This is a genomic window from Vibrio sp. YT-17, from assembly GCF_033337375.1.
In the GTDB taxonomy this organism is placed as follows: Bacteria; Pseudomonadota; Gammaproteobacteria; order Enterobacterales; family Vibrionaceae; genus Vibrio; species Vibrio alginolyticus.
The window spans coordinates 1-16,092 of record NZ_JAWOQP010000010.1 but is presented as its reverse complement, the minus strand read 5'-3'; the positions used below and the strand labels follow the sequence as shown (position 1 = coordinate 16,092).

The 16,092-nt window shown below is 43.6% G+C and carries 12 protein-coding genes; 7 read left to right on the top strand and 5 right to left on the bottom strand.

Annotated elements, in window-relative coordinates; translation table 11 throughout:
• Positions 1–215 precede the first annotated feature (215 nt).
• The 5 genes from R7F67_RS11455 to R7F67_RS11435 all read left to right on the top strand — a co-directional run bounded on the left by R7F67_RS11455 (position 216) and on the right by R7F67_RS11435 (position 5,933).
• The gene (locus R7F67_RS11455) at positions 216–1,136 is read left to right on the top strand and encodes an HDOD domain-containing protein (RefSeq protein WP_005378009.1); all 921 of its coding nucleotides are present in this window, start codon (positions 216–218) and stop codon (positions 1,134–1,136) included.
• 146 nt (positions 1,137–1,282) lie between these two features.
• Positions 1,283–2,188: a lysine exporter LysO family protein gene (locus R7F67_RS11450; RefSeq protein WP_005378011.1), complete on the top strand. Its 906-nt coding sequence runs from the start codon at positions 1,283–1,285 to the stop codon at positions 2,186–2,188.
• A 208-nt stretch (positions 2,189–2,396) separates the two neighbouring features.
• Complete coding sequence (locus R7F67_RS11445; RefSeq protein ID WP_017634875.1) at positions 2,397–2,909, top strand: hypothetical protein; 513 nt, start codon at positions 2,397–2,399, stop codon at positions 2,907–2,909.
• A 211-nt stretch (positions 2,910–3,120) separates the two neighbouring features.
• Positions 3,121–4,767, top strand: coding sequence for a pyridoxal-dependent aspartate 1-decarboxylase PanP (gene panP, locus R7F67_RS11440; protein WP_005378019.1), 1,647 nt, complete (start codon positions 3,121–3,123; stop codon positions 4,765–4,767).
• Between the two features lie 311 nt (positions 4,768–5,078).
• Complete coding sequence (locus R7F67_RS11435) at positions 5,079–5,933, top strand: MurR/RpiR family transcriptional regulator (RefSeq protein WP_005378021.1); 855 nt, start codon at positions 5,079–5,081, stop codon at positions 5,931–5,933.
• Positions 5,934–6,009: 76 nt separating this feature from the next.
• On the opposite strand, the gene R7F67_RS11430 is transcribed toward R7F67_RS11435, so the two are convergent.
• On the bottom strand, positions 6,010–7,254 hold the full coding sequence (locus R7F67_RS11430; RefSeq protein WP_005378023.1) for an iron-containing alcohol dehydrogenase: 1,245 nt from the start codon (positions 7,252–7,254) through the stop codon (positions 6,010–6,012).
• A 377-nt stretch (positions 7,255–7,631) separates the two neighbouring features.
• Here R7F67_RS11430 and R7F67_RS11425 point away from each other — a divergent pair, with 377 nt between their 5' ends.
• Together R7F67_RS11425 and R7F67_RS11420 are read left to right on the top strand one after the other, a co-directional pair.
• On the top strand, positions 7,632–7,898 hold the full coding sequence (locus R7F67_RS11425; protein ID WP_005378026.1) for a GrxA family glutaredoxin: 267 nt from the start codon (positions 7,632–7,634) through the stop codon (positions 7,896–7,898).
• A 175-nt stretch (positions 7,899–8,073) separates the two neighbouring features.
• Positions 8,074–9,756, top strand: coding sequence for an aspartate:alanine antiporter (locus tag R7F67_RS11420; protein ID WP_005378028.1), 1,683 nt, complete (start codon positions 8,074–8,076; stop codon positions 9,754–9,756).
• A 78-nt stretch (positions 9,757–9,834) separates the two neighbouring features.
• On the opposite strand, the gene fabV is transcribed toward R7F67_RS11420, so the two are convergent.
• From fabV to nhaA, 4 genes are all read right to left on the bottom strand, one after another.
• The gene (gene fabV, locus R7F67_RS11415; protein WP_005388648.1) at positions 9,835–11,037 is read right to left on the bottom strand and encodes an enoyl-ACP reductase FabV; all 1,203 of its coding nucleotides are present in this window, start codon (positions 11,035–11,037) and stop codon (positions 9,835–9,837) included.
• A 174-nt stretch (positions 11,038–11,211) separates the two neighbouring features.
• Positions 11,212–13,494 carry an acyl-CoA dehydrogenase gene (locus R7F67_RS11410; protein ID WP_054728681.1) on the bottom strand — a complete coding sequence of 761 codons (2,283 nt, stop codon included), beginning with the start codon at positions 13,492–13,494 and terminating at the stop codon, positions 11,212–11,214.
• A gap of 71 nt (positions 13,495–13,565) precedes the next feature.
• Positions 13,566–14,201: a TetR/AcrR family transcriptional regulator gene (locus R7F67_RS11405; protein WP_005378033.1), complete on the bottom strand. Its 636-nt coding sequence runs from the start codon at positions 14,199–14,201 to the stop codon at positions 13,566–13,568.
• A 718-nt stretch (positions 14,202–14,919) separates the two neighbouring features.
• A complete protein-coding gene (gene nhaA / locus R7F67_RS11400; RefSeq protein WP_005378034.1) occupies positions 14,920–16,071 on the bottom strand; it encodes a Na+/H+ antiporter NhaA in 1,152 nt (383 codons plus the stop codon).
• Between the last annotated feature and the right edge of the window lie 21 nt (positions 16,072–16,092).

The following is a 16,092-nucleotide window of genomic DNA, read 5'->3' as shown; positions in this document are numbered from 1 at the left end:
GGACATAGGTCACATATAAAAAAGTATAAATTCCGCATACGTGATTAGTTTCACACTTATTGTTTGTGTGGTGATATTTTTTTGACGCATAGCATGCCTAAAACACGCCATCATTATGATCTCGCTGGCAATTACGGGCACATAATACGCATTTAATTGATAAAGAATACGCTGTAAGGGTACACTGTACGAAAGATCTCAAGTACAGCGTCACAATGGAACATTTATCATTTTTTTGGCTGCCAAATAATAAAGATAAGCTTATAAACGCACTGGAATCCGAGTTTGCTCAGCTGGTAGAACAGTCCATCGCCACGGGTAAGATTTCGTTACCTCCTATTCCTGATGTCGTGCTTAAAATTCAGCAGTTATGTGTCGAAGAACACACCACGATTGCCGATGTTGCTAACTGTTTATTGGAAGATCCCGGATTAGCAGCGGTCGTTTTACGAGTCGCTAACTCTGTGATTTTCAATCGCAGAAATATCACCTGCAACGACTTAACTACAGCGGTATCTCGTCTCGGAATACTTCGTGTACGTGATATTGTTACCGCACAAGCGATCGAGCAACTTAAACACTCAGTTAATCTCACTAAAGAATGCAATGCCATCTTGGTGAAGAGTGCAGCGATATCGCGTGAGCTCGGTGCCGTCATGGTGATGTTGGTTCAATCGTTTCGTAGCCACGAGCCAGGCACTTATGGTCATCTAGAGCAAGAAAAGGCGTTATTGGTCGGTCTATTAGCCGATATTGGGTTATTTTGCCTAATTAATGAGTACCACTTGTACTTAGATAGGGGCAATTACTTAGACCCAGATATTGCATTGCAAATCTTCCAAACACGTTGTTCTGCCACAAGTAAACTAGTGCTTGAGCGTTGGGGATTTGACAACGACTTCAGAGAAGTATCCTCAAACGAAAAATACGAATTAACGCGACCAGAAGTGAGTTATCTCGACATCGCTAGAATTGCGCATCATTTATTGATGTTTCGCAATCACGATGAACGCATTGACGAACACGAAGTTGAATTCAACTTAACTGGTGCAGAAGTCTTGTATGAACTTAGTAACATGAGTGATACTGACTTCAATGATCAAATCCGTGCTGTACTCAATGCTAGCGGTTTGTAATTTATCGCTTTCTGATAATACCTTATACGTGATAAAACGATTCGCTCAAGGCTGAGCTGTGTGTGGTGAAATATCTCTAATTTCAACCGATAGATAATTTGATTTATGCGTGTTGATGTTATCTCAAAAAGGAATCATTGAGCTTTATGTTTTCAGGGATGCTATTTATTTTCGCTCCGCTTGTGGTGGGGTATCTAATTCCTATATCTCGATCTTCGTTATTGGAGAAGATCAATCAGTCAACGTCCTACCTTATTTACGTCATTTTGTCGTTGATGGGTCTTAGTTTGGCGGCGCTCGATAATTTAAGCAGCAACTTACAAAGTATTCTCCTCTATGCGAGTACGTTTTTTTTGTGTCTAAGTGCCTGCAACCTGTTGGCTCTGCCTATTATTGATAAAATTATTCCACTCCAGACCAATCAGAATCAAAAGAAGCTACCGTTATCTTCGATGGCTTTAGAGTCTGTTAAGCTTATTGTGGTCGTTGGCGGAGGGTTAGTGGTTGGCCTGCTGTTACCCATTGATTTGAGTTGGGTAGATACAGCAAGCGAATGGATACTCTTTCTACTTCTATTTTTTATTGGTATTCAGCTGCGCAATAGTGGACTTACTCTGCGTCAAATCCTATTAAATAAACAAGGAATGGCCATTGCGGCTGTTGTCATCGCAACATGTATGCTTGGTGGCGTTCTTGCAGCGGTGCTTTTGGATCTTCCTCTTTATCAAGCACTCGCAATGGCTTCAGGTTTTGGCTGGTATTCACTCGCAGGTATTTTAATGGGTGACGCTTTTGGTCCGGTATTTGGTGGCGCGTCGTTCTTGATTGAATTGATGAGAGAGTTAGTCGCACTGGTTGCCATTCCTCTCTTTATTCGTAGCTATCCGTGCACCGCAATTGGTTATGCCGGTGCAACAGCAATGGACTTCACCCTACCCGTTATTCAAACTACCGGTGGTGTGCGTTGTGTTCCTGTTGCTATCGTTAGCGGCTTTATTTTGAGTTTATTGGTACCAGTTATGATGCTTTTCTTTGTATCACTTGCTAGCTAGATCTCAGGTTTTCGCTTTAACATCCATTACAATACGGCAAAAATTTAAATACCCAGTTAACGTCAAAGTGGTCAATATTTTTTGGCAAGACCCCTCTTTCTTTTCGTCATTCAGCCCAACGATTTGTCACGACCAAATAGAAAGAAGGGAGAAACATCAACTGATGTGCATTGCGTTAATAAAGGGATAACAACCAGAAGGAAGAAGAATGAAACGCTTTGTCGTTGCAGCGCTCCTCGCTACAAGCTCAACTTTTACGCTTGCCGCAGATCAACAATGTCTTGCTAGCAAATACGATGGCTACGTCGATGCCTCACTACAGTGGTATCAAGATCTTGTTGATTTGACGGTTACCCAATATCCAGATCTGAAAGAAGTTAGTCAATGGTTCTTGGATGGACGTAAACATCACTTTGAATTAAACCGCGAAGCGGTTCACTACTTTCTAGAGAACGACCCTAGCCGCGTTGCGACGGAACAGCCAATCGAAGCATGGTTAAAACTAGAGCAACATGACGTTAAGCAGTTAGCGACCCGAAGCGATAAGTTAGGTGAAGTTGCAAAACAGACATTTAGCGACCGTCAATCAACTAACCACCCAAAAAACTACGAGCTTCGTTCAGCATTCGCTGATCTGCTTAGTCATCCCCAACAAATTGATACCGCACTTAATAAGTACAATCAGTCAATAGAAAAGATTGAAAAGCAGAAATGTGACTAAGATTGCTCGCATTAGTCGTTGATTAGCATTCGAAAACACTAGAATGTTTTAACGTACTCAATCTAGAATTTTTTAATGTGAATATCGTAACCTTCACCTAAAATTTTCATTTCTACAACTTGGGTTTCAACAATTAAAACGGGACTTTGCGCCCGTTTTAGTTTAGATTGTGCCGCTCGCATTACCAAAATAACTACAAAGATTCTTTGCTATGGTTAAGGAACAAAAAACCGCTGATGTTAGCTTTGAGAGCTTGCTAAAGATCTTCACTGTCCCAGAAGGTCCGGACTCAACGTTAACTAAAATTGACGAGAGCCTCTCGCGAAATCTAAATCAATTTCTTCGTGAACACATCGTGGCAGAAGAAAAGCCTTTACGCGAAATCGAAAAAGACTTTTCTTCTGCTCAGATTCCTGAGCAGCCAGAGTTCGTGTCAGATCATACAGAGCACTTACTCGACACTTTGGTGTCGCACTCAGTTCACACATCTTCACCAAGCTTCATTGGTCATATGACATCGGCACTGCCTTATTTCTTGATGCCACTGTCAAAGATCATGATCGCCTTAAACCAAAACCTGGTAAAAATAGAGACTTCCAAAGCCTTTACACCACTTGAGCGTCAAGTTTTGGGTATGCTGCATCGCTTGATATATGGTCAGAATGATACGTTTTACAATCAGTGGATGCACAGTGCAAACCACTCATTAGGCGCATTTTGTTCCGGCGGCACCATTGCCAATATCACTGCGCTTTGGGTAGCGCGTAACAAAGCGTTAAGAGCCAATGGCTCATTTAAAGGCGTGGAAAAGGAAGGCCTTTTTAAAGCCATGAAGCACTATGGCTATGATGGCTTAGCGGTGCTAGTGTCTGAGCGTGGTCACTACTCCCTTAAGAAAGCAGCCGATGTATTAGGGCTAGGCCAAGAGGGCTTGGTTGCGGTTAAAACCGATGCCAACAACCGTATTATTGTCAACGACCTGAAAGCGAAAATTGTTGAGCTCGAAAAACAAAACATCAAGCCTATTGCTGTTATTGGTGTGGCTGGCACAACAGAGACAGGTAATGTTGATCCATTGCCTGAAATCGCTGAAGTCTGCCAAGCTCACGGCTGTCACTTCCATGTGGATGCCGCATGGGGTGGCGCAACACTTATGTCTAACCATCACCGTCACCTTCTTAAAGGTGTGGAAATGGCAGACTCAGTAACTATTGATGCGCACAAGCAGCTCTACATCCCGATGGGCGCTGGTATGGTTCTGTTCAAAGACCCTGACGCAATGAAATCCATAGAGCATCACGCTCAATATATATTGCGAAAAGGTTCAAAAGACCTAGGCAGCCATACATTAGAAGGTTCACGTTCGGGTATGGCGATGTTAGTCTACGCCGCAATGCACATCATAAGTCGCCCAGGTTATGAGCTTCTTATTGACCAAAGCATTGAAAAAGCTCGCTACTTTGCGGATCTAATCAAACAGCAAGATGATTTCGAATTGGTTTCTGAACCAGAGCTTTGTCTGCTCACATACCGTTATTTGCCGCCATTCATCCGTGAAGCATTAGCACAAGCAGAAGGCTCACAAAAAGAACAACTGAATGAGCTGATCAATGAGTTAACACAGTTTATTCAAAAGCGTCAGCGCGAAACGGGCAAATCGTTCGTTTCACGTACAAGACTGAACCCAGACCAATGGCAACGCATGAATACGATAGTGTTTAGAGTGGTTTTGGCAAATCCACTGACCACAAAAGAAATTTTGAGCTCAGTGCTTGATGAACAACGCGAAATCGCCAAGCAAGCACCAAATTTGATGAAAAGGATTCAACAGCTGGTTGTTGATATTCAATCGTCTTAACAGCCAGATCGAGTTACATCAATTTGAAATTTTTTTTCGTTTTGATGTAACTCAAACATCATTATCGTGCGACTAGCGCAACAAAACTTCGTTTACACATCCAATTCTGTAGCTTTTACAACATTTTGTTTGAGGCCTGTCAAATTCTCACTAAATAGTACCCGTTATTGGTTTAGACTGATTGAAGATCAGGTTTATACTGATTCTATGGCGCTGGTTGTTTTCGTTAACGCCCCACTCTACTCCGGAATCTTCGTGTTTCCTTTCGTTAGCAGAGCCAGCGAGTTGTTCTCTATACCCTCGTGAACACTATGAATACATTAGAAAAAATTCAAAAAAACCTGGAGAATTTCAGTAAGTCAGAGCGCAAAGTTGCGGAAGTAATTATGGCGTCTCCACAAACTGCAATTCATTCAAGCATTGCAACGCTGGCTAAAATGGCCGACGTTAGTGAGCCCACTGTAAACCGCTTCTGTCGTCGTCTGGACACCAAGGGCTTTCCAGATTTTAAGCTTCACTTGGCACAGAGCCTAGCCAACGGCACCCCTTACGTTAACCGTAATGTGGAAGAAGACGATGGCCCAGACGCGTACACCCATAAGATTTTCGAATCGACGATGGCGTGTTTAGATGTCGCGAAAAATAGCCTAGATCCAATGCAAGTGAACCGTGCGGTCGATTTGCTAACGCAAGCGAAGCGCATTTCATTCTTTGGCCTTGGTGCATCATCTTCTGTCGCCCGAGATGCACAAAACAAGTTTATTCGCTTTAATATTCCAATTACTTGTTTTGAAGATATTGTTATGCAGCGCATGAGTTGTATCAACTGCAGTGATAATGATGTTGTGGTTCTTATTTCTCATACCGGTCGAACAAAGAGTCAGGTAGAAATAGCGAACCTTGCTCGTGAAAATGGCGCAACGGTTATTGCTATTACAGCGAAGGATTCTCCTCTAGAAAAGGCAAGCTCGCTGGCCATCACGCTCGATATTCCAGAAGATACCGACGTTTACATGCCAATGGCAAGCCGAGTTGTACAAATGACAGTGATTGATGTGCTAGCAACTGGCTTCACTCTTCGCCGTGGTACAGGTTTCCGTGAGAACCTAAAACGCGTAAAAGATGCGTTGAAAGACAGTCGCTATGACAAACTAAGCCAGTACTAAGCACTAAAGCTTAGTCAATACTTTATCTAGGGGAACTCAAGGCTCCCCTTTTGTTTTAATGCTGCTAAGGGAGCAATCACCCTAAGTCGTTGACACTCGATAAGTCCGCTCTTGATTCCAGTACTTCAACAGAACTGACATGTTGTGCACTCTCTGCTACACACTCTCCGCTACAATCACAGACTTGCTGCAATATGTAAATCAAACGTTCCTGATTAAGAGGTAAAGGATTCCCCCTGATTGCCATTGACTTAAGCGCATCGTTCGCCACTTGCTCAAAAGAGGTTTCGCATACTCCAAATTGAGCCAGTAGCGGTAACGCTAACTTATCTAGCACCATATTTACCCAAAGAATTCCATCGTGTTCGTTAGCATTTACTCGCTCAGTGACTAATTGGGCCAGCTTACGATAACGACTTATCACATCATTCCTACCCGCGAGTTTAGCAGCGTTAATGTTCTCCTGCATCACGTGCGGAGCTAGGCGAGCCGTAATAACGCTATGGGGGGCGTCTAACTTGCCTCCTAACGCCGATGCTAACCCATGAGCAGCACCTAATTTGGCATTAGTAATCGCCATACCACCAAGCAATGCAGCGAACGATAAATCAGAGCGCGCCTTATGATTATCTTGCTTACAAGCGGCAATCACTGAACGGCTTAAACGGCGTAGCCCCTCTTCGCAGACCATATCAGTAAGAGGGTTTGGCTCACCACACACATACGCTTCCATTAAATGAGTGAACGCATCCATTGCGCCACGTCCAGATGTGTATTGGTCGGTCCCGTAAGTAAGTGTCGGGTCTACAATGGCAACGTCTGCGAGCATATCAGGGCTTCGAAGACTCACTTTCACTTTATCTTGTCCAGATTTCAGCACAGCATTTCTGGTCACTTCTGAACCGGTGCTTGCTGTCGTAGGAATTGCAATAAAATGAAGAGGCTTTGCTTTTAAAGGGACGCTTCTTCCTACCACTTCTACGTAATCGTAAACATTGCCTTGATTGGGAATAATGGCAGCTAAGGCTTTGCCCATATCGATGACGCTGCCACCACCTATCGCAACCACCATATCAGGTTGGAATTTTCTACCGAGCACTGCGGTCTCTTCTACCATCGTGATGTATGGTTCACCAACGATAGCTACGTGCTGGTAACGCATATTTTGAGCTTTAAGATATTGGATAATGGGGGCGGCTCGTTGGGTATCCTGCCCAGTAACCAGCAAAACACTGTAGCCAAATTGGTTAATAACGGATAATGAAGATTGAAGTGCACCTTCACCAAATATAATCCTTGTTGCAGTCATAAACTGAAACATACACACCCTCCCAAAAGAATATACCCAAATAACCTCTCGCCCTCTGATTTAACACTTATGTAAGAGTTGAAGTTATTTGCGTATAGCCAAAATAGATTGCTATTTTTTTAAACAAAAAAAATTGACCAATTCCACCTTGCCATCATTAACCCTTTAGAATGTATGTTTTTTATGCGTCACTTCACATACTTCAGAGTCGTAAAATAAGCACGTGCGTTTAGTTTTTATTCGATAGATTTCACCTATAGAACCAAGAGGTAATTGCCGCTTTATTTCCGTATCTGGATCGGGCATAGTTACTCCAACAAAAGAAAGCGCACTCAGCCGCTATGTTTTGTACGCTTTCAAAAAAGAATAGATTTAGGAGAAATAAGATTATGTTCGTTGTTATCTTTGGTCGCCCTGCATGTCCTTTCTGTGTTCGTGCAAAAGAGCACGCAGAAACGCTAAAAGCAAAACGTGATGACTTCAACTACCGTTACGTTGATATTCACGCTGAAGGTATTTCTAAAGCAGATCTTGAGAAAACAGTTGGTAAACCAGTTGAAACCGTTCCTCAGATCTTTATCGACCAAGAGCACATCGGTGGCTGCGACGAGTTCGAAGCATACGCGAAAGAGCACCTAGGTCTATTTGACGAGTAATAAAGACTGTTTTCAAAAAAGCCGCTTCATGCGGCTTTTTTATTATTTTTCAGCTGGTTATTACGTTAAGTCAACTAATGGTAAAACCTAAAAAAATTCACTTATCTTTTTGCTATATTTAGTTACAATTCACAGTTCTTAATCTTTTTTGGCACACACTCTACCGAGCCACACAGTGAACATAGACGTCGTATACCTTCTCGAGCAAAACCCTATCCTTCTAATCTTCGTCGTATTAGCCATTGGCCTTGCCATCGGAAAAATTCGATTTGGCAAATTACAATTAGGCAACTCTATTGGCGTTCTTATTACCTCTTTGGTAATGGGCCACCTTGGTTTCTCATTTAATGCAGAAGCTTTAACCATTGGCTTTATGCTGTTTATCTACTGCGTTGGCATTGAAGCTGGACCAAACTTTTTTGGTATATTCTTCAGAGATGGTAAGCATTATTTTATTTTAAGCATGACTGTTCTCGTGTCTGCGGTCAGCTTAACGTATGGCTTGAGTCACTATTTCGGCCTCGATTTTGGCTTATCCGCCGGTATGATGGCAGGCGCATTGACCGCAACGCCAGTACTGGTTGGTGCACAAGATGCTCTTAACTCTGGCCTTGCGACTATACCGCGGAATATGGAATTTTCTCTGGTATTAGAAAATCTATCCGTAGGCTACGCGATGGCTTATCTGGTCGGCTTAATTAGCATGATCATGTTTGCTAAATTGTTGCCAAAACTGCAAAAACAAAACCTTTCTGATTCCGCGCAGCAAATCGCACAAGAGCGTGGCCTTGGAAATTCAAGCCAGAGAAAAGTGTATTTACCCATTATTCGAGCTTACCGAGTGGGCCCAGAGCTAATTGACTGGACTGATGGTAAAAACTTACGAGAACTGGGTATTTATCGTCAAACTGGCTGTTACATTGAACGAATCCGCCGAAATGGTATTCTCGCCCACCCAGATGGTGATGCTATCTTGCAAGAGGGAGATGAAATTGCACTGGTTGGCTTCCCTGACAGCCATGCTCGCTTAGACCCTAGCTTCCGTAATGGTAAAGAAGTATTCGACCGTAACTTGCTTGATTTACGCATCGTTGAAGAAGAAATCGTCGTAAAAAGTGACGCAATCGCTGGTAAGCGTTTATCGGATTTGAATTTGTCTGAGTTTGGCTGTTTCTTAAACCGCGTAGTTCGCGCTCAGATTGAAATGCCTATGGACTTAGACATTGTGCTCGCTAAAGGGGACGTCCTTCAAGTGAGCGGCGAGAAAAGCCGAGTACATGGACTGGCGGAAAAAATCGGTTTCATCTCGATCCACAGTCAAATGGCCGATTTGCTCGCTTTTTGTAGCTTCTTTATTTTGGGTATTCTGTTTGGCCTCATCACAATGACGTTCGGTCAGGTGTCTTTCAGTTTGGGTAATGCGGTGGGTCTTCTGTTGTCCGGTATTACGCTTGGTTTCTTACGAGCAAATCACCCTACTTTCGGTTATGTCCCACAAGGGGCGCTGAATATGGTCAAAGATCTAGGGTTAATGTTCTTTATGGTCGGAATTGGTCTAAGTGCAGGTGGAAAGATGTTCGAGCACCTAACGCAAGTAGGACCAAAAGTCATTGGTTTGGCATTTATTGTCAGTGTTGTGCCTGTAGTTCTGGCTTACTTAGTTGGCGCACACGTACTCAAGATGAACCGTGCCCTGCTCTTCGGTGCCATTATTGGCGCCCGTACTTGCGCTCCGGCTATGGATGTCGTTAACGACTACGCTAAGTCCACCATCCCAGCCCTTGGTTATGCGGGTACCTATGCGATTGCGAATATTTTAATGACGCTAGCTGGTACGATTCTGATAATACTAAGTTAATACTCACTTTGACTATGAAATACAAAAAGGCGCTCAATGAGCGCCTTTTGTTTATTGGTTATCTAGTCTGTGATTCGATTAGATTTGAATGAAGTCTGCTTCAACTGCTGGATTCACATCCGCTTCGTAATCTACGCCTTCAACGCCGAAACCAAATAGTTTCAAGAACTCTTCTTTGTACTCAACGTAGTCAGTCAGCTCTTTTAGGTTCTCAGTCGTAATTTGAGGCCATAGCTCACGACAGTGCTGCTGAATGTCGTCACGAAGTTCCCAGTCATCCAGACGTAGGCGGTTCATCTCATCAACTTCTGCCGCGCTACCGTCTTCTTTGTATAGACGTTGGCTGAACATACGGTAGATTTGTTCCATACAGCCTTCGTGTACACCTTCTTCGCGCATTTTCTTGAATACCATTGCGATGTACAGTGGCATAACAGGAATTGCAGAACTCGCCTGAGTTACAACAGATTTAAGTACCGCAACATTGGCACTGCCGCCTGTTGCTGCTAACTTGTCGTTTAGCGCTTTCGCTGCACGGTCTAGGTCCATTTTTGCTTTACCTAGTGCACCATCCCAATAAATTGGCCAAGTTAGCTCAGTACCAATGTAGCTGTACGCGACGGTCTTACAACCTTCAGCAAGAACACCAGCATCAGACAACGCATTGATCCAAAGTTCCCAATCTTCACCGCCCATTACCGTGACAGTGTCTTTGATTTCTTCTTCTGTTGCAGGCTCAACGCTAGCTTCGATGATCACATCTTTGTTGGTATCAACAGCCGTTGATGTGTAAGTTTCACCGATAGGTTTAAGAGATGAACGAACTAATTCACCAGTTTCTGGCATTTTACGTACTGGAGATGCCAGTGAGTAAACCACCATATCGATTTGACCTAAGTCTTCTTTGATCAGCTCGATAGTTTTCTGTTTCGCTTCATTTGAGAAAGCGTCGCCGTTTAAGCTTTTTGCGTACAGACCTTCTTCACGCGCTAGCTTTTCAAAAGCAGCGGCATTGTAAAAACCTGCTGTACCTGGCTTCTTCTCAGTACCTTCTTTTTCGAAGAAAACACCGATAGTTGATGCACCGCCACCAAATGCCGCAGCGATACGAGAAGATAGACCGTAGCCACTTGATGCACCAACAACAAGAACACGCTTAGGTGCGTTTTTGATTGGACCTTGCGCTTTGGTGTACGCAATTTGTTCTTTTACGTTAGCTTCACAACCAACAGGGTGCGTTGTAGTACAGATAAATCCACGAATTCTAGGTTTGATGATCATATTCAACTTCCTTTAAAAAACCTTGTTAGGATAAAAGTTTCGTTGGGATTTCGCATCTAATTTCTGTAAAAATGCTCTTAAAAGGCAAGTGGTTGGAGCACTATCCCACCATCCACTCCCCAAGAATACAAAAAAGCACCTCATTGAGGTGCTTTTCTTAACATTAGTTGTCTATTATGCCGCCGGATTCAACTGCGACTTTTTTGGGCTATGAGTTCGCACTTCAGAAAAGTCATGACTAAAGTGGTCAACTTGAATCGCCTTGTAGCGCAATTTATCTGCAGCCATGATTTGATCAATTTCTTGTTCAGTTAACACGCCTGCTTCAAATGCTTGCTGCAAACGATCATGTAGCAGACCTTTACGAGCCACTTTACCATCCTTCGCAGCCTTCACAAGTTTACGCTCCAAAGGTTTAATGTCGTACATTGCAAGGAATGCATTCTCCATTAAGCCTACGCTGTCATCCTCTGATTTTCCGATGTAGCACAGATGCGTAAGGCGATCACGTTGCGCGCCTGGCGTCATCATCGCTTCAGCCAAATTCACACACAGCTCATCACTTGGCTTATTGAAATGATTACCAAGCGGGAACAATAGCCCCTTAAGCACACCGCCAACGTATTTCACAGGGAAGTTGGTGTAAGCCTCATTTAATGACTTAGAAGCGTTATACAAACAGTGTTGAACAGCGTAATGAACGAAGTCTAGATCGCCTTGTTGACGGCCTTCATCTTCATACTTTTTCAAGGCAGCAGATGCCATGTATAGATAGCTTAATCCATCACCCAAACGTGCGGAGATCATTTCTTTACGCTTCAAGTCTCCACCTAAGGTTAACATCGCAAAGTCTGCACTTACTGCAAGTGCACGACTGAGACGAGTAATGTCTTTGTAGTATTGCTGCGTTGGGCCACTCATGTGCGCGTTAACAAATCGAGAACCAGTTAGTGCTGCACCAAATGCACCGAATGTATTACCGAGCGCGTGCTTGATGTGTTTAAAGAGTAAGTTGTCAAATTCTTTCGCACCTTGTTCAGAATCTGGATTCGCCGCGGCTTCCATTTCTTTTAGAACATATGGGTGGCATCGAGTCGCACCTTGACCAAAAATCATCAGGTTACGAGTCAGAATATTCGCGCCTTCAACGGTGATAGCAACCGGGATACCAAGGTAATGTTTAGCAAGATAGTTCATTGGACCATCTTGAATCGCACGACCCGCGTGGATATCAAACGAATCATTTAGAATGGTACGCGCGATTTCCGTCATGTGGTACTTGGCAATCGCGGTTACAATCCCAGGTTTTTCTTTCATATCGAGAGAAGTCGTCGTTAGCGTACGCGTCGCTTCTAGTAGGTAAGTAAGACCACCAATGCGCCCCATCGCTTCTGCGACGCCTTCAAACTTACCGATCGACATTCCAAACTGTTTACGCACGTAAGCATAAGCACCTGTTGTACGTGTAGTAAGGTGACCAATCGCTGTGCCAAGCGCTGGGAGAGAGATACCACGCCCCGCAGAAAGACACTCAACCAGCATACGCCAACCTTTACCTGCGTAATCAGCGCCACCGATCAACCAGTCCATAGGGATGAAGACATCTTCACCACGAGTAGGACCATTCATGAACGCAGACCCCAGAGGATCATGGCGCTCGCCTATCTCGACACCTTCATGGTCAGCGGGAATCAACGCACATGTAATGCCAACCTCTTTCTTGTCACCAAGTAGCCCTTCAGGATCCTGCAGTTTAAATGCTAACCCGAGCACTGTCGCAACTGGCGCAAGCGTGATGTAGCGTTTATTCCAACTAACTCGCACGCCAAGCACTTCTTTGCCTTCATGGGTGCCGTAACAAACCACGCCTTGATCAGGTATGCCACCTGCATCAGAACCCGCTTCAGGGCCAGTTAGGGCGAAACAAGGGATGTCTGTACCATCAGCTAAACGAGGCAACCAGTAATCTTTTTGCTCTTGCGTACCATAGTGCGATAGCAGCTCACCAGGACCAAGAGAGTTTGGTACCATTACCGATACCGCGGTACTGATACTTCGAGTCGCAATACGAGAAACAATGGTTGAGTTCGCCAAAGCGGAAAATTCACGACCACCATATGCTTTCGAGATGATCAAAGAGAAAAATCGCTCTTTACGTAGGTACTCCCATACTTCAGGCGGTAAATCCCTGTCTTCTTTGACAATCTTCTGGTCATCAAGCATTTCTAGCAGGGTTTCAAGCTCATTATCCATAAATGACTGCTCTTCTGCCGTCAGTGTAGGCGTTGGATAATGATGCAATGTTGTGAAGTTTGGCTTGCCTGAGAATAGTTCGGCATCCCACCATACACTACCCGCTTCCATCGCCTCTTTCTCGGTGCTAGACAGAGGTGGCAATACTTTTTTGAACACTTTAAAAGCCGGGTCACTAATCCATTTTCTTCGTAGAGAGCTCATAGTTCAGATCCTTTTGTTCACGTAACCGCTCGGGGTATAATCTTATTATTGGTTTAACTTTCTTATTTGTCTTATGCCAACTGCTTTGCTGACATTCCTGCTGACAAATATGGAATCAGTAAATCGACGACAGATTTCACATCGACTTCCTTTTCAAACTTACTTTCTGCCAGCTCCGAAAGAGCCTGGCTTGAAGCCATCGTAAATACACAGGTTCCTAACGTGAAGTGCAGTCGCCAAAACAACTGTTCTTCACATAGTTCCGGGTTCGCCTTCATTATCGAGAAAGTGAAAAGGTTCAGTACCTCTTCGTATCTGGTGGTAATGAACCAGCGTAGATGACCTTGAACGTCTGTATAACCGCGGCCAATTAACAACATAAATAGCGCAGTACCATTTGGGCGTACATCATTTAATGTACGTAAAGGTAATCGCAATGACTCAAAGACATCGTCCATGTTGTAGCTATCGCGCGTGTTTAACTCAATTAATGAAGTCTTAATGCTCGGCATTAGCGCTTCTAAATACCTATCTAAAACCGCTCTAACCAGCGTTTTTTTATCGCCAAAGTGATAGTTTACCGATGCTAAGTTAACGTTAGCTTTACCTGTTATCGTTCTTAGCGAAGTATCATTAAAGCCATGTTCAGCAAAGAGTCCTTCTGCGACATCGAGTATTTTTTCTTTTGTTGATGTTCTCGGGGCCATTTTAATCACTCGTATTAAACAACTGTTTGAAAATATACTCCCGAAACTTAAGATTAACAAATGATTAACATCACACTTTAACCAATTGGTCTGACCAGACTGTAAAAGGGGTGATCTAATCTTTTGAAATTCAATCGAATACTCCAGTGAAGCTTGTCAGAAGAAAACGATCAAATTTCTCAGTCCATCGCAATTGAAACGCTAACAATAGCCATGGCGGCTCGGAGTGAGCGACGAGAGTATGAAATACATCTTCGGTTCTAGGGGAGATAAAATGAGAAACACAGAAGTTAGTAACTTCGCCAAGTTGGTAATCCATCTCGATTTTTCTATTACTTTCGGGTGTGTAAGAAGCTAGAAAGCATTAAGTAGAAATTTTTTGAAAAAAAAATGGAACTGTTTGGAAAAGGCTCGGTCTGAATATACGTAACAGTTAGGGCATTTGAAGTTTCACTGGCCGTCAAACTTGTTTCCATCTAATTGTTACGTTGCTGCTTTTTTCTTATTAACTCCTATGTTTGTATCCGCCCAGTCAAATTTTCGGCTGGGCTTTTTTTCGCCTATAGATTTACCAAGCGCCTCTTTCGATGATTTGCCCTAACTCCATAAGCTAGACCTTAGTTGGTCACAAAAGTAATCACCCTGAAGTGGTTGATGTGCCGATCTGCAGATATAAAAAAGCCTCCCGAATGGGAGGCTTCATTAAACAGTGTGTATCTTACGCTTGCGCTTTCTTAGGCAAAGAAAAGTGCAGTAACGCGTAGCCAAGTAACGCGGCTGTCGTCGAGCCCATTAAGATACCTAGTCGAGCATAGGTATCAAACTCAGGGCTTACATTTCCAAACGCTAAAGAGGAAATGAATATAGACATTGTAAAACCGATACCACACAACACAGAGACCGCAAAGATATGCTTGAAGTTAATGCCTTCAGGTAACTTAGCTACACCCATTTTCACAGCTGCCCAACTAAAGGTGAAGATACCTAGAGGCTTACCAACCAGTAGCCCCAAAGCAATACCTAATGGCAGCATTGAAGTTAGGCCTGACATCGATACGCCTTCTAGCGAAATCCCCGCATTTGCAAATGCGAATAGAGGTAAGATACCAAATGCCACGTATGGATGAAGTGCGTGCTCCATGTGCTTAAGTGGAGAATGTTCGCCCTGTTTACCCTTAAGAGGAATAGCAAAGCCGATCACTACGCCTGCAAGTGTTGCGTGAACACCAGATTTAAGTACCGCAAACCATAAGATCGCGCCGACTATCATGTATGGCGTCAGTTTCGTTACTTCCTTCGCATTCAACATGAACAGGACACCAGTCATGATGAAGCCAACAAGCAGCGCCATGCTAGAAAGATCACCTGTGTAAAACAGTGCAATAATAACAACCACGCCTAAATCGTCGATGATAGCGAGAGCTAACAAAAACACTTTAAGGCTTACTGGTACGCGCTTACCTAGTAGCGCCATGATACCTAGAGCAAATGCAATATCCGTCGCAGCTGGGATGGCCCAGCCAGAAACCGCCTCTGGGTCGTTAGCATTAAACGCAACGTAAATAAGAGCAGGGGCTAACATACCACCAACCGCTGCAATCGCAGGGAAAATTGCGGTTTCTTTTGATTTTAGCGCTCCTTCAAGTAGCTCTCGCTTCACTTCAAGGCCAATAAGTAAGAAAAAAACAGCCATTAGGCCATCATTAATCCAGTGAGAAACTGACATACCGAATACATAAGTATGCAGTACAGATTGATAAGTTTCGCCCAGCGGTGAGTTAGCAATGGTCATCGCAATTGCCGCTGCAATTACAAGAAGAATACCACCTGCTGATTCCATTTTGAAAAAGTCACGAATGACATCGTTCATGGTTTCGTCCTTATATTTATT